Origin of the sequence: Xanthobacter dioxanivorans (genome assembly GCF_016807805.1) — a bacterium.
Taxonomy (GTDB): Bacteria; Pseudomonadota; Alphaproteobacteria; order Rhizobiales; family Xanthobacteraceae; genus Xanthobacter; species Xanthobacter dioxanivorans.
Map to the genome: position 1 here is coordinate 5,453,692 of NZ_CP063362.1, position 17,876 is coordinate 5,471,567.

Genomic DNA, 17,876 nt, shown 5'->3' on the forward strand with positions numbered 1-17,876 from the left:
TCATCCAGGCGTTGCCGCCACGCGGGAAGGGCGTTCAGCGGTGCAATCTCGTCGTCGCATCTGCGAGAAGCAAGGATCGCGCCAGCTGTGCGCGTCGCGGACCTACTCCGCCGGTTCCCGCGCGATGGCTGGGGTCGCGTCGGATACGGCGGGTGCTCCGGGCAGCGGCTCCAGCATCACTCGGGTTTCGCCATAGGCCGCCATCTCGCCGAAATTGCTCACGATGTCCTCGGTGAGGACATTGGCTCCGCCCCCTCGCTTCATCCACGTGCCGACCGGCATCACCACCATGCCGCGCCCGACCTTGGGATCGACGCGAACCTCGACTACGAGTTGGCCCACCGGCGAACGGATGACCGCCTCCTGCTTGTCCGTGATGCCGAATTCCTGCGCTGTCTCTAGCCCGATGCGCACGAAGGCTCGCGCGGGGTGCTCGCGCTCCAGCATCTGCGAGAGCAGCCAGGTCTTGGCAAAATTGGTTACCAGCACCAGCGGGAAGCCTTCGAGTTCCCGCGGCTCGTGCTCCAGTCGGCCGATGAACTCGAATTTGCCCGAAGATGTCGGGAAGACGTGGTCAGCGAAAGGCACCTGCGGCGCAATGGGGCAAGGGACGGGGTGCTCCATCACCTCGTCCACGCTGACGCCGCGGGCCTCCAGTGGGGCAAGGATGCGCCGCAGCCATTCGCGCGGTGTCCCCGCCATGCCCGCGCCGATGCCGAGCCGGTCGGCAAGCTGCTGGTAGATCCACAGGTCAGAGCGCGCCTCGCCCACCGGCGGGATGGCTGCGTTGACCCCACCGATGATGTTGTGGCCCCACGACACCAGCACGTCCTCTTCCTCGAGGAAGGTGGTGGTGGGCAGGAAGACGTCGGCATAGTCAGTCGTGTCGGTCAGGAAGGCGTCCACGACAACGGTGAATTCGAGCGTGTCGAAGGCCCTGGCGACCAGGTTCGAGTTGGGTGACTGGTTCACTGGATTGCCGCCATTGACGAACATCATCCGCACCGGCGGATCGCAGGCGTCCAGGAGCGCCCGACCGAGCATCGGCTCGGACAGCGCGCGGTGGTGCGTGGCGAGGCCGAAGCCTTCCACCGCCTTGTCGAAGTGGCGCTGCTGCACGAAGCCGTGGGTCGCGCCGCCGCCCGGCACGCCCACATATCCGCAGATGGCGGCGAGCGCGTCGACGCAACGGAAGATCTCCGCGCTGTGCTGGTACTTGTTGAGTCCCCAGCCGAGCAGGATCGATGCCGGCTTCGCCGTGGCGTACTGGACGGCGAGATCGCGCACGGTCGGCTCGTCGAGCCCGCAGGCGGCGCACAGCTCCGGTAGGCTGCGGCTGCGGATAAGCGCGACAAAGGCCTCGAAGCCGTGGGTGTGGCGGGCGAGAAATTCCCGGTCTTCCAGCCCCTCGTCGAGGATCACACGCGCCATCGCCATGGCGAGCTCGGCGTCGCGGGCCACCACCGGCTGGACGTGGCCATCGCAGAAGCTCGCCGACTCGCTGCGCACCGGATCAACCAGTACAACCTTGCCTCCGGCCGCGCGGACCTCCTTGAGGATCGGCACCACATGGAGGTTCGTAGCCATCGGATTGCGGCCCCACAGCAGGACGAGCCGGCTGTTGAGGAGGTCGGATGGGTCATGCCCCGTACGCAGGCCGAAATCCATCGCCTGGCCGGCGCGGGCCGCGCCACTGCATAGCGAGCCGCGCGTTGTGGTGGCGCCGCCGAGGAGATTCCAGAACCGCCTGTTCAGAAGCTTGGTGGAGCCCCACGACCCGGTGCGCTGATAGTGCAGGATACAGAGCGGACCGCTCTCCTTGATGAATCCCGAGATGCGCTCCGCCACGAGATCGAGAGCTTCGTCCCAGGTGATGCGCACCCAGGGGCTTCCGCGCCCATCCTTGCGCCGAAGCGGATGGATCTGGCGTTCGGGGCTGTAGACGCGTGACGGATATCGGTAGGTCTTGCCGCAAAGATAGCCGCGCGTGAACGCGTGATCGGCATAGCCGTCCAGTTTGACGACCTTGCCGTCCTCCACATGGGCAACGACGCCGCAGCCATCTGGGCAATCCAGGGTGCACGACGTGTACACGAGCTTCTTCACGGGCCTCTCCGCTGGGGCACGAATGCGGGCCCAGGCCGTTTGGACCGGGCTCCTCCCATATAGAATGACCCAATTCTTGTATCCAGAAATTTATTTAAAGAATCCAAAAAAAGAGCAGTCTGCATCCTTTATTGGCAGTCGTGGCGGCAGGAAGCGGCAGCTTAAGGACAGCGGGTCCGAATGCCTGCGCGCTTCGCGTAGGGTTGGAACGTCATTTTTCAGCGACCTTGATCTGGCGGCACGAAATTCGCTAAGAGCGCGGGCGCGGCCTGTGCGGATCCCGCCGTTGGGTGTTGCGTCCGCAGGACCGGGGAAGGGGTGCAACATGTCGACCGCCGGCTCGGCAAAGCTGATCGACGAGATTGTCGAGAGAATTCGCGCCAAGATCATCTCCGGCGAGTTTGCGCCTGGCGACCGTCTCAAGCAGGAAGTGCTCGCCGAGGAGTTCTCCGTCAGCCGCACGCCGATCCGCGAGGCGTTGTCCCGGCTCGAGGCTCAGGGCATCATCGTGCAGGAGCAGCGCCGCAGCGCTGTGGTCTCCAAGCCCTCCTCCCGCGACATCGGCGAGATGTACCAGATCCGTGCCGAGCTCGAAGGTCTCGCGGCGCAACTTGCCGCGCGCTGGATCACCGACGACGAACTCGGCGAGCTACGCAGAGCGCACGACAAGTTCGTCAGCGCGGTGACCGCGCTCGGCGACGGCAGGCGGGCCAAGACCGGCGTCGACCGGGACCTGCGCGAGCAACTCGCGGCTTCCTGGATCGAGACCAATGCGGAGTTCCACTCCACCATAGCGCGCGCATCCAAGAATCGGAACCTGGAACGGATGCTTCGCGAGATCCGCTCCGGCTACACCCGCGGAATCATGTCGAGTTCGGCTGGCGGGATGGACCGCTTTCGGATGGAAGCGAACATCCGCCACCACGAGGCCATCCTCTCTGCCATGGAACGGCGAGACCCAATCCGCTCTCGCAAGATGATGGTCGAGCACATCCTCGAGTCTGGCCAGTTCATCGCCGCCTGGTTCGAAAGCTCTTGATACCGGTGCGGGCGTGTCGGCTCGCCGGGGCGGATAGCGCGCGATTGTCCCGCTTCCCCGCGCCGGAGGCACTCTCAATACAGTGCGGCGCGATAGGCGAAGGTTTTCGTTGAATGTCGAGCGGAGTTCGTGCCTGACCGGCGTTGCCTTTGTCGAGCGCCCATCTACGCTCGCGAAGCTCTCCCTCTGCATTTTGCTCTGAAGAGCATGCCGTCGGCCCGAATGAGCGCGTTTACCTGTGACGTGCCTTGAGCAGCGCAACAGCCGTCAGGGCGAACATGAGCCCGATCAGCTGCAGATCCTGCATCAGCGGGTTCGGCGACACGTCAGGATGCACGATCCCAATCACAGCTGCTTCCTCAGCCTCACCCCCGGCCCCTCGCCGTTCTCTGCCACGAAGATCACGCCGGCGGCTTCCAGGGCGGCGCGCATCTTTTCCACGCTGCTCATTCTCGCATCTTGACCCGCCTCGAAGCGATTGGATCATTCTCGGCACGCGTCGTGGCAATAGCGTATCGGAAGACACCTCCGATCGTCGCGCGCAGGCGCTTTGCTGTCTCGTGGCTTCCTCGTTCATCGACCGCCTTGAGGACCCTCAGCACCTCTGCCGCGGTGATGTCGGCGATGGGTCGCTGTCCGAGGTCGGGACGCGCGATGCTAAGCAACCATGTCACCTTGGCGATCGTCCGGACCGCTTTGCGCTCGCGCCCCATCTTGTCGATGAGCTCGTCGGCGATGACGCCGAAGGTGTTTGCCGTTGCGACCTTCCGGGCGGCTCGATCGACCTTGGCCTTCTCGCTCGGGTCGACACCCGCCGCCAAGGTGGCCTTGGCCGCATCGCGCGCCTTTCGAGCGTCCGCCAGACCCACGGCGGGATAGGCACCTAGGGCCAGCTGCTTTTGCTTGCCATCGAACCGGTAAGCGAGCCGCCAGAGCTTCCCGCCCGTCGGCGTGACCAACAGCTGAAGGCCGCCGCCATCCGACAGTTTCACAGGCTTTGACTGGGGCTTTGCAGCACGGACAGCAACGTCCGACAGAGGCATCGTGTTGGCATGATTGTTGGCACTCGCCGACGCCAACAAATTTGAGCGATGCCAACAGACGGCTATCGACGCCCTGCGACGCTTAGGGCGGATCACTGATTGATTTTGTTTTATTTTTCGACGTCTATCGACGCCAGCAAATGGGCAAATGGTGCCGCGGAGAGGATTCGAACCTCCGACCCACGCATTACGAATGCGTTGCTCTACCAGCTGAGCTACCGCGGCACGGGGTCACTCTTTACGGGGAGGGGCGGCGCATTTCAAGGGGCGCTTGCCCCCCGGCGGCTTGGCCTGTGCATGACGAACGGGCCGAGAGCCGGCATGACGGGTCCCGCCCCAGGCCTCCACGTGCGGTGGCGGCGTGCCGGGCGACGGTGCCGGACCCGTTCGGGCCGCCCGCCGCGGCGGCCGGAGCGCGATGCCCCCGGCGCGCCTGTCGTTCCTGAATTCCTGGGCCGTCGCCGCCCGCCGAGCCGGCCTGGGCGGCGTATCCGGCCCCAGGGCACTTTCCCGTTTCACGAAATCGGCGAAGCGCCCCTGTGTCTTTGCGTGATCACGTTTTCTTCACGCGAACCGGTGTCCACTTCGCTCGAAAACGCCCTGGTTTGCGTGATCGCGTTTTCTTCACGCGAACCGGTGTCCACTTCGCTCGAAAACGCCCTAATAGGTGAGAACCGCGGGCAGTTCCTTCGCCTGGGCCACCCACTTTTCCACCATGCTCAGGGTGGGAAGCGCGCGCACCAGCTTCTTCTTCTCGTTCACCTCGGTCATCGCCTTGAGCAGGTTTACCGGAACGCGGGTCTTCAGCTCCTTGACGGTGTCGACGCCGGCGGCCTCCAGCAGCTCGGAATATTCCTCGCCGATTCCCTTGATGCGCATCAGGTCGGCCATGTTGGCCCATTTCAGGATGCGGACCTCCTCGAGGCCGGTCGCGGCGGCAAGCTCCTTGCGCCCCTTCGGCGACTTCGCCGCCTCCAGCAGCGCGTCGGTCGTGTTGAGCCCGTGCGCCTTCAGCTTCTCGGCGTAGACCGGGCCGATCCCCTCGATGTCGATGATGGGATAGGACATGGCTCTCCCCCCTCTTGTCGGGCCGGCTCGCAGCCGGTCGCGAACATCACGACACAACCACCCGCCATGTCAAACCGGGCGACGGCGCGGCGCTCACACCACCTGCCGGAGCCCGGGGATGGCGCGCACGAGCGCGTCCACCGGCTCGGGCCCGACGGTGTCGCGCGCGTAATCCACCGTCTCGCGCACGGTCTGCTGCACCTGCGGCATGGTGAGGCCCAGGGCCATCATCCGGTCGGCGACGCCCATCAGCCGCGCCATGCCGCCGAAATGGCGCTCGGACGGGGTGGTGGCCTTCGCCTCCGGCACCTCGGCGGCAAGGCCCTGCGCCCAGGGATGCGCCGCGAACAGCGGTGCCATGGCCTCGGGCGGCGCTTCCCGCGCCAGGAACTGGATGACGATGGCGACGAGCTCCCGCGCGGTCCGCTGGTCCACGCCGAGCCGCTCGCCCAGCCGTGCGATCAGTTCGTCCATCTCGCCCCTCTCAACGTCGCTCACCCTCGGCCGCGAGGACCTTCCCCCAGGCGAGGCCCCTCCCCGAGGACGGTGTCCCAGGGCCTCCCCCACGGGACGGAGCCCGGGGCGAGGGGCGGAACATTGCCGGTGGCGGCGCCCATAGGCAAGGGGCAGCCCCACGGGCGCCACAGGCTGGGGATGGAGGCGCCGCCCTCGCGCCGGCCGGCGCAATTTGCTTGCCCCCTCGCCCGGAAGGCTGCGAAAACTCCGCCTCGACGACTTCGAACGCGCCCGCCGATTCGCGCCGGGCCGCTGCGAGGATGCTGCCATGGCCCGCCCCCCTTCGACGCGATCCTCCCCCACCGGCCCCGCCGCCGGAAGCGGCCCGTGGGGCGCGCCGAAAACCGCTCCTGCCTCCGCCGCCCCGACCGGCGCCGCGAACAATCCCGACACCGAAGGGCGCATCCTGGTGGGGCGCTGCGAGCTCGGAAAGCGCGAGGCGGCCGCGGCCGGCACCGGCACGCGGGACGCCTACCTGTCGCTGCGCCTCGCCAACCGCCACGGCCTCGTCACCGGCGCCACCGGCACCGGCAAGACGGTCACGCTGCAGGTGCTGGCGGAGGGCTTCTCGCGCGCCGGCGTCCCGGTCTTCGCCGCCGACATCAAGGGCGACCTTTCCGGCATCGCCGCGCAGGGCGAGCCGAAGGACTTCCTCGTCGCGCGGGCGAAGGAGGTGGGCATCACCTACGCTCCCGACAGCTTCCCGGTGATCTTCTGGGACCTGTTCGGCGAGCAGGGCCATCCGGTGCGCGCCACCGTCACCGAGCTCGGCCCGCTGCTGCTGGCCCGGCTCATGGGGCTCAACGACACGCAGGAAGGCGTGCTCAACATCGTCTTCCGCCTCGCCGACGAGCAGAAGCTGCCGCTGCTCGACCTCAAGGACCTCCGGGCGCTGCTGACCTTCGTGGCGGAGAATGCCGCCACCCTCACCACCAAGTATGGCAACGTCTCCAGCCAGACGGTGGGCGCCATCCAGAGGCAGCTGCTGGTGCTGGAAAACCAGGGCGCCGACAAGTTTTTCGGCGAGCCGGCGCTGCAGATCGCCGACCTGATGCGCGTGGACCGCTCCGGCTACGGCACCATCTCCATCCTCGCCGCCGACAAGCTCATGGGGTCGCCGCGCCTCTATGGCTGCTTCCTGCTATGGCTTTTGTCCGAGCTGTTCGAGGAACTGCCGGAGGTCGGCGATCCGGACAAGCCGAGGCTGGTGTTCTTCTTCGACGAGGCCCACCTCCTGTTCGACGAAGCGCCCAAGGCGCTGCTCGACAAGGTGGAGCAGGTGGTGCGCCTGGTCCGATCCAAGGGCGTGGGGGTCTATTTCGTCACCCAGAACCCCCTCGACGTGCCGGAAAGCGTGCTGGCCCAGCTCGGCAACCGGGTGCAGCACGCCCTGCGCGCCTTCACCCCGCGCGACCAGAAGGCGGTGCGGGCGGCGGCGGAGACCTTCCGTCCCAATCCCGATCTCGACACGGCCCAGGTCATCATGGAGCTGGGCAAGGGCGAGGCGCTGGTCTCCATGCTGGAGGGCGCCGGCGTTCCGACCATGGTGGAGCGCACGCTGATCCGCCCGCCTTCGGCCCGCGTCGGCCCCCTGAGCCCGGCGGAGCGCGCGGCGGTGATGGCGCAGAGCCCGGTGGCGCACCTCTACGACACACCGGTGGACCGCGAATCGGCCTTCGAGATGCTGCAGAAGCGAATCGAGGAAAAGGCCGCGCCGCAGGAGGCCTCCACCTCCTCCGGCGGCGGCGGCTTCCTGGGGGACGTGCTCGACGGCGTCTTCGGCACCGGAGGCGCGGATCCGGCCACCGGCAAGGGCCGCGCCGGCGGCCCCCGGCCGGCCAGCCGCATGTCCACCACGGAAGTGGTGGTGCGCCAGGTGGCGCGCACTGCGGCGACTGAATTCACCAAGGTCATCCTGCGCGGCATCCTGGGCAGCGTGCGCCGCTGAGACCCCCTCCACGCGGGTCGTGACGGACTTCCGCTGCGGCATAGACCAAATGGCTGGCCAGCTTCCTGTTGCTTCGGAGCGGCCGGGGCGGTACTTTTGCTGCCGCCGACCAGGATTGCGGGGTCCTTCGGCAGAGATGCTCAACGCGCGCGACCGGCAGTGTTCAACCTTTGGGTGGATGGTCCGGTGGGCGTGCCACGAACTGGAGCGCCTCATGAAGGTGTTGCCGACTGCCCGCATTCTTCTCGTCGATTCCCAAATGGAGCGTCGCCAGGCGACGCGACTTGCCCTTGCCGCCCTCGGCGTGGGCGCCGTGAGCGAAGCGGCCTCCGTTGATGAAGTCGCCGACCCCGCCGTCCACGGCCTGGCCGATGTCCTCGTGGTCCAGGTGGATGACCCGCAGGACGCTCCGGCCAATCCCTTTCGATTCGGCGCCGGCATCCCCGCCGTGCTGATCGCGGAAGTGCCGGCCCAGCTGCTGGTGCGCGCCGCCGGCCGCGCCGGCTATGACGCCGCTCTCGGCGCGCCGCTGGCGCCCCGCCTGCTCTATCGCCGCATCGGCTCCGTGCTGCAGCGCGCGCGGCGCCTCGCCCGCCCGGCCTCCGCCGCGACCGTGCAGCCGGCCGATCTCGCCACGGCGGACTGAGACGGCGGGCTCACGCCCGCCACTCCCCTCCCCGGCCGGCGCCCCTTTCCCCGCCGGGACACGCGCCGGCATCACCGGAACGGGCATATCCCCTGCCGGCATAAGCCCTGCCGGCATGCGTCGTGTCGCGCCTTGCCAGATCCGACGCGGGCGGCGAGCATCCACGCCGACGGTGGGTGCTCACCGGAACGGGCCGGGGCGCCGATGATCCTACCGGGATCATTGGCTCCGGCGCCCGGTTGCCGCGCCCGCGCCACGGAGGCCCCATGCCGGATCTGAATGAAACCTCGGACCTGAACCGGACACCGGAACTGGACAAGACGTTGCTGGCGGTGGATCAGGGGCTCGACCCGGCCCTCGACCGGCTGTTCAGCTTCCTGAAGATCCCCTCCATCTCCACCGATCCCGCCCACAGGGATGCCTGCCGCGCGGCGGCGGAATGGGTGGCGGGCGAACTGGCGGGACTGGGCTTCGCCGCCACCGTCCACGCCACGCCCGGCCACCCGGTGGTGGTTGCCCGCACCGACACCGGCGCACCGCGCCGCGTGCTGTTCTACGGCCATTACGACGTGCAGCCGGTGGACCCGCTGGAGCTGTGGGAGACGCCGCCGTTCGAGCCGCGCCTTGGCGCAACGCCGGATGGCCGGCGCACCATCGTCGCCCGCGGGGCCTGCGACGACAAAGGCCAGGTGCTCACCTTCCTGGAGGCCCTGCGCGCCTTCCGCGCGTCGCGGGGCACGGTGCCCGTCGACGTGACCGTGCTGCTGGAAGGCGAGGAGGAGTGCGGCTCGCCGAACCTGCCGGCCTTCCTCGCCGCCCATGCCGGAGAGCTCGGCGCCGATATCGCCCTCGTCTGCGACACCGGCATGTGGGACCCCGGGACCCCCTCCATCACCACCTCCCTGCGCGGCATCCTGCACGCGGAACTCTCCATCGAGGGCGCGGACCGGGACCTGCATTCTGGCCTGTTCGGCGGGGCGGCGCGCAACCCCATCCATGTGCTCTCGGCCATCATCGGCGCGGCGCACGATGCCTCGGGCCGCGTCACCCTGCCCGGCTTCTACGACGACGTGCGCGAACTGCCCGCCCAGGTGCGCGCCCGCTGGGCAAGCCTCGGCCTCACCGCCGACGCCTTCCTGAAGCCGGTGGGGCTCTCCATCTCCGCCGGCGAGGCCGACCGGCTGGTGATCGAGCAGATCCAGTCGCGCCCCACCTTCGAGGTGAACGGCATGTTCGGCGGCTATACCGGCGCCGGCACCAAGACCATCATTCCGGCGCGGGCCACGGCGAAGATCTCCTTCCGGCTGGTGGCCGACCAGGACCCGGCGGAGATCCGCGCCGGCTTCGAGGCGTTCGTGACGCCGCGCGTGCCGGCGGACTGCCGGGCGGTGTTCTCCTGGGGCGAGGGCGCCCGCGCCTTCCTGGTGCCGCCGGACAGCCCGGACCTCACCCGCGCGGCACGGGCGCTGGAGCAGGAATGGGGCGTGGCGCCGGTCACCATCGGCTCCGGCGGCTCCATCCCGGTGGTGGGCCAGTTCAAGGACCGGCTGGGCATGGACACGCTGCTCATCGGCTTCGCCCTCGACGACGACCGGGTCCACTCCCCCAACGAGAAGTACGACCTCACCTCCTTCCACAAGGGGACCCGCAGCTGGGTGCGCATCCTCGACGCCCTGGCGTGAACCGCGGCACATGACGTTGCGCGCCGGCTTTCGTGCGGCGCGCAATCGTGTCAGAAGGCGGCGCACAGCGCGCGGATGCCCCCATGGAACGCCCGGTGAACAAGATCGACAGTGAGGGCCTGCTCTCGGCCTGGCAGTTCGACGGCAAGGGCGGCGCCACCCGGCTGCCGCCGGGGGAAGCGCTTTCGGCCCGCCCGCAGGAGGGCGGGTTCGTGTGGTTCCATTTCCGCTACGTGCCGCGCGCGCCCCAGCCCTGGCTGCGGCAGGGCAGCAATCTCGACCCCTCCGTCGTCGAATCCATGGCCGAAGACCAGTGCCGGCCGCGCTGCGCCATGTTCGTCGACGGCGCGCTGCTCTCGCTGCGCGGCATCAACCTGCAGCGCAACGCGCTGCCCGAGGAACTGGTGACGGTGCACCTTTGGGTGGACGCCCAGCGCATCATCTCGGTGCAGCACGATTTCCTCTCCGCCATCGCCGATTTCGAGGATGCGCTGGGGCGCGGCCGCTGCCCGCGCAGCCAGGGGGAATTCGTCGCCGAGCTGTCCATGCGCCTCGTGGAACGGGTGGATGCGGTGGTGAACACGCTGATCGAGGATGCGGACGAGCTCGAGGACGCGGTGCTGGGGACCGAGGCATCCGAGCTCCTGCCCAAGCTCGCGGTGCTGCGCCGCGTCGCCACCAAGCTGCGCCGGCACATCGCCCCGCAGCGCGAGGCGCTCAACCATTTCGCCCTGGAGGACGACCCCTGGATGGGGCCGAAGGACCGGAACCGGCTGCGCGACGCCGCCGACCGGGTAGCGCGCTTCTCCGAGGAGCTCGACAGCGTGCGCGAGCGCGCCGGCATCATCCGCGACCAGATGGTGGACGCCCGCGCCGAGCAGATGAACAAGTCCATGCTCGTGCTCGCCGTGGTGACGGTGGTGTTCGCCCCCATGACACTCATCTCCGGCATGTTCGGCATGAATGTGGGCGGCATTCCCGGGAACACCGATCCCGCGGCCTTCTGGGCCCTCGCTTTGGCCATGGTGCTGCTCGGCTTCGTGCTGCTATGGGCCTTCCGCCGCCTCAAGTGGATCTGACCCACGCACCTGCCGAAAAAGGAAAGGGCCGGCCCTTGCGGGGGCCGGCCCTTTCGACAGGTCATGATGGCGTGGTGTGGGGCCTCACTGCCCGTCGGCGAACACGCTCGGGAACGGGCGTCCGCGCACGTCGTAGACGGTGGCGTAGGTGACGCCGTCGCGCTCGATCTTCACCAATTGCGGCGCCTTCACATCCCGGCAGTAGAACTCGCCGAGCATGAGGTAGAAGTCCGCATTCTTGGTGTCATAGGTGGTTTCATACCGCGGCCCGAGTTCCGCCGCCGCAGCGAAATGCGGGCCGCACACCGCCACCCGCAGCTTGCGGCCCTGGGGCAGGCTCAGCCGGTGCTTGTCCACATACTCGTCGAGCTCGGCAGCCGCCTGCTTGAAGGCGAGCCCCCAGTAATCGAGCATGAACAGCCGGTCGGCGCCGCGCGTGCCGCCCACCAGGTGGTTGTAATAAGTATACTCATACGGGTGGAGCGTGCGGAACTCGTTCACCGGCATGGCGAGGCCGATGACGAAGGTGGCGGCGACCGCGCCCTGGGCGAGGCGCGGGAGGCGCTGCGCCTGCTCCCACAGCCAGGCGGCGGCAAATCCCCCCAGCAGCGCGAGCGGCGGGGTGACGAAGACGAAATGGCGGATGCCGTTATAGACCACCGGCTGGGTCGTCACCGTGAGCAGCACGGGGAAAGCGGCGGCGGTGAAGACCAGCACCAGCCGGGCGCGCCGCGCCGGCGCGTCCTTGCCGAAGAGGGCGGTGAGGATGGCGCCCGCGGCTCCGGCCAGGGCGAGGCCGAGGAACAGCTCCGGCATCTGCACCGAGAACAAGGTGGGCACATAGCTGCGCGGCATGTCCGGCACGAGGATGGGCCGCCCCTCGAACATTTCGCGCCACGGCACCTCCCAGAAATGGGAGTAGTATTTCAGTGCCACCAGGGGGTTGAGCGGCTCGGCCACGCCCCAGGGCCAGACAATGCCGAGGACGAAGTAGGCGAGCGGCAGGCCGAGGGCGAGCAGGCCGGTGAACCACGCGGTCCGCCCCAGAGCCCGCTTCAGGCCCAGGCGCAGCGTCTCCGCGCCGAGCACGAAGACCAGAGCCGCCACGATATAGACGCCGCAGATCAGGCCCAGCACCCGCGTGCCAATGGACAGGCCGAGGAACACCCCGAACAGGGTTACCGTGCGGGGGGAGGGATTGGGGAACTCGTCGAAGGCGCGCACCACGGCGTAGATCAGGCCGGCCACCGCCACCGCGAACGGGGCGTCCTTCGCATTCATGAACATGTGGCCGTAGAAGAGCGGGCACACCATCAGCAGCGCCATGGCGGCAAAGCCGCCCCAGGGGCCGGCGAGGCGACGGCCGGTCCGCCACACGATGAAGAAGCCGGCGAGGCCCACCAGCGCGCCGAGCAGGCGGCGGATGTCGAACACGTCGAAGAACGGCATCGCCTTGGCGAGGCTGGCGGCCAGAAGGTCGAATCCGCCACCGTAATAGTAGAGGTTGACGAAGGAGAAAACCTTACGTTGTGTCAGCCCCGAGGCGAAGTAGTTGTACAGCAGGTCGCCATACTGGGAATGGGTGAAGTCATCCCATCCCAAGCCGTAATCGGCAAAAGTGAAGATGGCGACTGCCGCAACTGCCGCAAGCAGGACAAGCGCACAGGCATCCGCGATCGCGCCCGGCCGACGTTCGATCTGCAAGAACGACATGAAAGGAGAACCCCGGATACTACGAGCACGCGGCGCCCGCCGGACGAAGAGACGGACCTCTTCGTTGCCCCCATGGCAGATGTCATCATCTTACCGCAGCCGGGAAGCGCGCGTCACAGATAAGAGGGAGTAGCCGCAGATCGCAACAAAATTATGCTGTGCAACGCAAAAAATGGGGCGGCATTGGTGTGGAATTAAGGCGGCTTCACTGCCCTTCGGGGAGATGTCGTTCGGTGATCACTCTCCGGCAGGGAGCTTTTCTCCCGCGGCGAAGAATTTCTAGCGCCCGAACTGCTTCGCCGGCAACGCAACACACACTGCACTGCAAAAGAAAATCCCCCGGCAGCCAGTGGTGCCGGGGGAAGCGTTAATCATACCGCCTTGCTGTAGAGCTCGGCCACGTAGTCCCAGTTGACCAGATGGTCGACGAACGCCTTCAGGTAGTCGGGACGCCGATTGCGGTAGTCGATGTAGTAGGAGTGCTCCCACACGTCGACGCCGAGGATGGGGGTGGCGCCGTACACCAGCGGGTTCTCGCCGTTGGCGGTCTTGGTGACCTGGAGCTTGCCGTCCTTCAGGGACAGCCACGCCCAGCCCGAGCCGAACTGGCCGACACCGGCGGCGACGAAGTCCTCCTTGAACTTCTCGACCGAACCGATGTCCTCGATGATCTTCTTTTCGATCTCGCCGGGGATGGCGCCGCCGCCGTTGGGCTTCAGCCAGTTCCAGAAATGCAGGTGGTTATAGTGCTGGCCGGCGTTGTTGAAGAGGGGGGCGTTCTTGCCGAACGAGCCCTTGACGATCTCCTCAAGGGATTTCCCTTCAAATTCAGTTCCCTTTAGGAGATTGTTGCCATTGTTGACGTAAGCGAGGTGGTGCTTGTCGTGGTGGTATTCCAGTGTCTCCCGCGACATGTAGGGTGCGAGGGCGTCATAGGAATAGGGCAGTTCGGGCAGCGTGAAGGACATGAAACATCTCCGCAATCGATCCGGCATCGCGCTCGGGGCGAAATCGGTGCCCCGGAGCGCACCGGGTATACGACATGTCCGAGCGAGCACCTAGATAGGGCCGCCATCGCCTTCAAACAACCTTGATGCCGCCGATTTTCCCGGCGAAGTGCCGGAACAGGACGAGCGGACGGCGCAGAGCCGAAGAGCGCAAGTGGGGTGACGAGATGTGGTGGTTCCTGGTCCTTCTCGGTGTGCTGATCGCTCTCGCCGGCCTGGCGGTCATAGCGCTCGGCGTGTCCATCTTCGTCACCACCTTCGGCAACACGCTGATCACGACCGGTGCCGTGGCCGCCTCCGGCGGGTTCGTGATTACCGCCATGGGGCTGGTGCTGCGGCAGCTGGAACGCCTGACCGTCCGCATCGAGCGTGGCCTTGCCGAGCATGACGCCGCCCACGAGGAGGCGGCGCCCCCCGCCCCCCTGCCGGCGCCCGCCCCGGCGCAGGTCCGCGGACCGGCCCGCGCCGCGCCGCCGCGCCTCTCGGTCGAAGACCTCATGCCCCCGAGGACGAGGAGGCGGCGCCTCCCGCCCCGGCCGCGGAGCGCGCACCGGCCCGCCCCTCCCCGCTCCTGCCCACGCCGGAGCCTTCCGCCGAATCGGCCGACCCCATGCTCGAGGCCCGTCGCCAGCGCCTGGAACGCCGCGCCGAGCCGTCGCCCCGGCCGGCGCCGCGCCCGGCCGCCCGCGCCACCGGCTACGAGCCGCCGCCGCGGCCGCCCCGCCCCGCCCCGGAAGCCCCGCAGCCGCCCGCCATCGCCCCGCCCCCGCGCCGGGCCGAGCCGGAGGAGCCGCGCATCCTCAAGTCCGGGATCGTCGGCGGCATGGCCTACACCCTGTATTCCGACGGCTCCATCCAGGCCGACCTGCCCAATGGCGTGGTGCGCTTTGCCTCGCTCCAGGAGCTGCGCGAGCACGTGGCCCAGTCCCAGGGCGACAACTAGCCGCCCAGCCCGGATCCGGGCGGACGCGCCGACGCCCGGATCCGTTGCCGCCAGGTTAACGTGCCGGACGCTCCCGGCAGGGCTGACCTGCATTCTGCGCGCTTCTTTTACGCTGCATTGCAAGATACCTTCTCTTCAGAATGCTGCATCGCAGTATGGGCCCCGGGGCGGCGTGATCCGCCCGGCGGCGGAATCCGCTCTTCCATCGCGGAGCGCGGCAAGAGGAGAAGACGGCAATGTTCGCCCTTCAAACCCTGTGGGTTGCCCTTCAGAAGGTCTTCGCCACCGAGATGCTGCGCCGCCGCGTGACGGAGGAGCTCGCCTCCCTGAGCGACCGCGAGCTTTCCGACATCGGCATCAGCCGCTCGGACATCCGCAGAATCGCCCACGATGCGGCCGCCACCTCCGGGACGGTCGCCACGGCCGCCCCGGAACCCGCCGCGCGGCGCCCCTCGGCTCGGCCCAGCCGGTCTGACACAGGCGGTCCTGAAGCGCCTGTGCGCGCAGGCGCTCAAGCAAGGGCCGATCCCGGCAGCGATGCAGACCCTCCAAGGCAGAGCTCGCCGACCACACGATGAGACATGCGCGCCGTGAGGCAGGGCCTCCCCCCCCCGCCCACGGCGTTGCGCATCGACATCCCGCCTGTTCCCGCGAAGCCCGCCCGACGCCCCGCCCGCTGACGGAGATGCAGCGCTCGGTCCAGCCCCGGCCTTTCGCGCATCCCCCCGCCGTTCCCCCAGCCGCCGTGCGGCGCGGGTTGCGTGTTCCGCGCCGGGATGGGGCACGGGGCCTCCCTTCCCCGCCTGACTTCGCGCGCCTCCGAGCGCCCCGACGGAGCGACTAAGTCCGAATTGCGGCACCGTCCGGCCTTCGATACCGCCACCCGGGAACCAACGGTGTTCGGCTGCCACAACAGAGCAGCAAAAAGGCAACGGAAACGCTTTCGCTTCACGATTTGTCCACGAAAGGAGATGATGGTGTAGGTTGTAATGCTCCCACAGAGTGGAAAGCCGCGCTCGTGAAGTCGCTCCTGATCGTTTCCGGAATTCTGGTCGCTGGTGTTGCTGGCACCGGCATCGCGGTCGGCCCCATGCTGACGCAGGCGCTGAAGGACGACGCCCCGGCCACCACGCAGTCCATCACCAAGCCGGTGCAGCTCGCGCAGGCGCAGACGGGGCAGGCGGGCAAGCCCGTCGTCACCCCCGCCGTCGCGCCGACCCCCGCCCCCGCTCCGGCCGCCCCCGCGCCGAGCGCCGGCCCGCGCAAGAACTACACATACAAATCCTTCGAGGTGGACGGCAATTACATCGCCATGACCTTCGACGACGGCCCCAGCCCGGAGACGACGCCGAAGCTGCTCGCCGTCCTCAAGGAGCGCGGCATCAAGGCGACCTTCTTCGTGCTTGGCAACATGGCGGCCAAGCACCCCGAGCTGCTCAAGATGATCGCCGACGACGGCCACGAGATCGGCAACCATTCCTGGAGCCACCCGCAGCTCACCCGCATCAATATCGCGGCGGTGGACAAGCAGCTGGGCGACACCTCGGAGATCATCTTCCAGGCCACCGGCAAGCGCCCCCTCTATCTGCGGCCGCCCTACGGCTCCATGAAGCCGACGCTGCGCACCTATATCGAGGACAAGTTCGGCCTCACCGTCGTCAACTGGTCCGTGGACCCGAACGACTGGAAGGACCGCGACAGCCAGAAGGTGCATGACGCCATCATGGCGCAGGTGAAGCCGGGCGCGATCGTGCTGTCGCATGACATCTACCCGACCACCGTCGCCGCCATGCCGCGCGTCCTCGATGAGCTGATCGCCAAGGGCTACAAGTTCGGCACCCTGTCCGAGCTGATCGCCATGGACAAGCCGCTGAAGCCGCATCTGGTCGCCGCCCTGCCGGGCGGCAAGCCGCAACAGAAGCCGAAGTCGGCCACGGCCGCCAAGCCCGACGCAAGCAAGCCCGACACAAGCAAGCCTGCCGCGAAGCCCGCTCCCAAGCCCGCGGCGGCTGCCGGAAATCCGCAGCCGCGCAACGCCGGCGTCTACTGACACAAACGGATCCCTGACCTCATGCGGTGCCCCAGCCCTCCCGGCGGGGCGCCGCAGCCGTTTCAGGGATGGTGGGGTTGGCCCCCGTGGGAGTGGCCCTCGTCAGGGTCGTGCGCCGGCAATGTCAGGCCGAAGACCCTCACCAGGTCCTCCACCTGCGCCGGCGAGAGATAGCGCGGGTTGAGGCCGCGCAGCAGCAGGTAGAGCCTGGCCGTCTCCTCCAGCTCCTCGGTGGCGAACACCGCCGCCTCCAGCGTATCGCCGGCCACCACCGGCCCGTGATTGGCCAGCAGCACCGAGGAATAGCGCCCGGCAAGGCCGCGTATGGCATCCGCCACCGCCGGGTCGCCGGGCCGGAAATAGGGCAGCAACGCCGTCTGGCCGGCGCGCATGAGGTAATAGGGCGTCATGGGCGGCAGGGCCGCCCTGGGGTCGATCTCCGGCAGCATGGTCAGCGCCACCGCATGGGTGGAGTGCAGGTGCACGATCGCTCGCGCCGCCCCGCGCGTCTCGTAGAGCGCGGAATGCAGCGGGATCTCCTTTGTCGGCGCGTCGCCCGAAACCAGCCGGCCCAACGCGTCGAGGCGCGAGAGGCGGGCCGGGTCGAGGAAGCCGAGGGAAGCGTTGGTGGGCGTCACCAGCCAGCCGCCGTCGTCGAGCCGCACGCTGACATTGCCGGACGACCCCGGCGTCAGCCCGCGCTCGAACAGGGAGCGGCCGAAGCGGCAGATGTCCTCGCGCAGTTTGGTCTCGCTCATTCCCGCCTCCCCGTGCCCGGCACCCGGCTCTGCCCGCCAGCCGCACGAAACCGAACGCCGCCCCGCATGGCAAGGCTTTCCTCAAGCCGATACCGGAGGTGCTCCGGGCGCCATTGAATCGATTTGATCGGATCCCACGGCGATCCTACAAGGGCAAGGCGCACGTTCCGGCCAGATGGCACGAGGCTGGCCGGCAAGGCGTCCTCACTCGTCGCGTTTCGAGGCTGCCCGGCCGGTCGCGCCGGAAGCTCAACAGGGATCGGGCCCATGACCAACAA

General features: G+C 68.1%; 15 protein-coding genes and 1 tRNA gene. 8 read left to right on the plus strand and 8 right to left on the minus strand.

The window, feature by feature from the left end:
- Positions 1 to 102: 102 nt before the first annotated feature.
- Positions 103 to 2,106 carry a molybdopterin-containing oxidoreductase family protein gene (locus EZH22_RS25445; protein WP_203193170.1) on the minus strand — a complete coding sequence of 668 codons (2,004 nt, stop codon included), beginning with the start codon at positions 2,104 to 2,106 and terminating at the stop codon, positions 103 to 105.
- A gap of 325 nt (positions 2,107 to 2,431) precedes the next feature.
- Here EZH22_RS25445 and EZH22_RS25450 point away from each other — a divergent pair, with 325 nt between their 5' ends.
- Positions 2,432 to 3,145: a GntR family transcriptional regulator gene (locus EZH22_RS25450; RefSeq protein WP_203193171.1), complete on the plus strand. Its 714-nt coding sequence runs from the start codon at positions 2,432 to 2,434 to the stop codon at positions 3,143 to 3,145.
- A 446-nt stretch (positions 3,146 to 3,591) separates the two neighbouring features.
- On the opposite strand, the gene EZH22_RS25460 is transcribed toward EZH22_RS25450, so the two are convergent.
- The 4 genes from EZH22_RS25460 to EZH22_RS25475 all read right to left on the minus strand — a co-directional run bounded on the left by EZH22_RS25460 (position 3,592) and on the right by EZH22_RS25475 (position 5,730).
- On the minus strand, positions 3,592 to 4,137 hold the full coding sequence (locus tag EZH22_RS25460) for a tyrosine-type recombinase/integrase (RefSeq protein WP_231711146.1): 546 nt from the start codon (positions 4,135 to 4,137) through the stop codon (positions 3,592 to 3,594).
- A gap of 200 nt (positions 4,138 to 4,337) precedes the next feature.
- Positions 4,338 to 4,413: transfer RNA gene (locus tag EZH22_RS25465), tRNA-Thr, on the minus strand.
- A gap of 435 nt (positions 4,414 to 4,848) precedes the next feature.
- Positions 4,849 to 5,256 (minus strand): DUF4332 domain-containing protein, encoded by a 408-nt coding sequence (locus tag EZH22_RS25470; protein ID WP_203193173.1) that lies wholly within the window; start codon positions 5,254 to 5,256, stop codon positions 4,849 to 4,851.
- A gap of 93 nt (positions 5,257 to 5,349) precedes the next feature.
- Positions 5,350 to 5,730 carry a hypothetical protein gene (locus EZH22_RS25475; protein ID WP_203193174.1) on the minus strand — a complete coding sequence of 127 codons (381 nt, stop codon included), beginning with the start codon at positions 5,728 to 5,730 and terminating at the stop codon, positions 5,350 to 5,352.
- Positions 5,731 to 6,040: 310 nt separating this feature from the next.
- Between EZH22_RS25475 and EZH22_RS25480 the strand changes: the two genes are divergently transcribed.
- The 4 genes from EZH22_RS25480 to EZH22_RS25495 all read left to right on the plus strand — a co-directional run bounded on the left by EZH22_RS25480 (position 6,041) and on the right by EZH22_RS25495 (position 11,127).
- Positions 6,041 to 7,720: a helicase HerA-like domain-containing protein gene (locus EZH22_RS25480; RefSeq protein ID WP_231711147.1), complete on the plus strand. Its 1,680-nt coding sequence runs from the start codon at positions 6,041 to 6,043 to the stop codon at positions 7,718 to 7,720.
- 214 nt (positions 7,721 to 7,934) lie between these two features.
- Complete coding sequence (locus tag EZH22_RS25485) at positions 7,935 to 8,366, plus strand: ANTAR domain-containing protein (RefSeq protein WP_203193175.1); 432 nt, start codon at positions 7,935 to 7,937, stop codon at positions 8,364 to 8,366.
- Between the two features lie 266 nt (positions 8,367 to 8,632).
- Positions 8,633 to 10,048, plus strand: coding sequence for a M20/M25/M40 family metallo-hydrolase (locus tag EZH22_RS25490; protein WP_203193176.1), 1,416 nt, complete (start codon positions 8,633 to 8,635; stop codon positions 10,046 to 10,048).
- 83 nt (positions 10,049 to 10,131) lie between these two features.
- Positions 10,132 to 11,127: a zinc transporter ZntB gene (locus tag EZH22_RS25495; protein ID WP_203193177.1), complete on the plus strand. Its 996-nt coding sequence runs from the start codon at positions 10,132 to 10,134 to the stop codon at positions 11,125 to 11,127.
- An 84-nt stretch (positions 11,128 to 11,211) separates the two neighbouring features.
- Here the strand turns inward: EZH22_RS25495 and EZH22_RS25500 are convergent, their stop codons facing one another.
- Positions 11,212 to 12,840, minus strand: coding sequence for a glycosyltransferase family 39 protein (locus tag EZH22_RS25500; protein WP_203193178.1), 1,629 nt, complete (start codon positions 12,838 to 12,840; stop codon positions 11,212 to 11,214).
- Between the two features lie 371 nt (positions 12,841 to 13,211).
- Positions 13,212 to 13,808 (minus strand): superoxide dismutase, encoded by a 597-nt coding sequence (locus EZH22_RS25505; RefSeq protein WP_203193179.1) that lies wholly within the window; start codon positions 13,806 to 13,808, stop codon positions 13,212 to 13,214.
- Between the two features lie 649 nt (positions 13,809 to 14,457).
- On the opposite strand from EZH22_RS25505, the gene EZH22_RS25510 reads away from it, so the two are divergent.
- The 3 genes from EZH22_RS25510 (at position 14,458) to EZH22_RS32455 (ending at position 16,840) form a co-directional block, all read left to right on the plus strand.
- The gene (locus EZH22_RS25510) at positions 14,458 to 14,790 is read left to right on the plus strand and encodes a hypothetical protein (RefSeq protein WP_203193180.1); all 333 of its coding nucleotides are present in this window, start codon (positions 14,458 to 14,460) and stop codon (positions 14,788 to 14,790) included.
- Positions 14,791 to 15,026: 236 nt separating this feature from the next.
- The gene (locus tag EZH22_RS25515; protein ID WP_231711148.1) at positions 15,027 to 15,368 is read left to right on the plus strand and encodes a DUF1127 domain-containing protein; all 342 of its coding nucleotides are present in this window, start codon (positions 15,027 to 15,029) and stop codon (positions 15,366 to 15,368) included.
- Positions 15,369 to 15,808: 440 nt separating this feature from the next.
- Positions 15,809 to 16,840 (plus strand): polysaccharide deacetylase family protein, encoded by a 1,032-nt coding sequence (locus EZH22_RS32455; protein ID WP_203193181.1) that lies wholly within the window; start codon positions 15,809 to 15,811, stop codon positions 16,838 to 16,840.
- A 62-nt stretch (positions 16,841 to 16,902) separates the two neighbouring features.
- Here EZH22_RS32455 and otnC read toward each other — a convergent pair whose 3' ends face one another.
- Positions 16,903 to 17,598, minus strand: coding sequence for a 3-oxo-tetronate 4-phosphate decarboxylase (gene otnC, locus EZH22_RS25525; protein ID WP_203193182.1), 696 nt, complete (start codon positions 17,596 to 17,598; stop codon positions 16,903 to 16,905).
- Positions 17,599 to 17,876 lie beyond the last annotated feature (278 nt).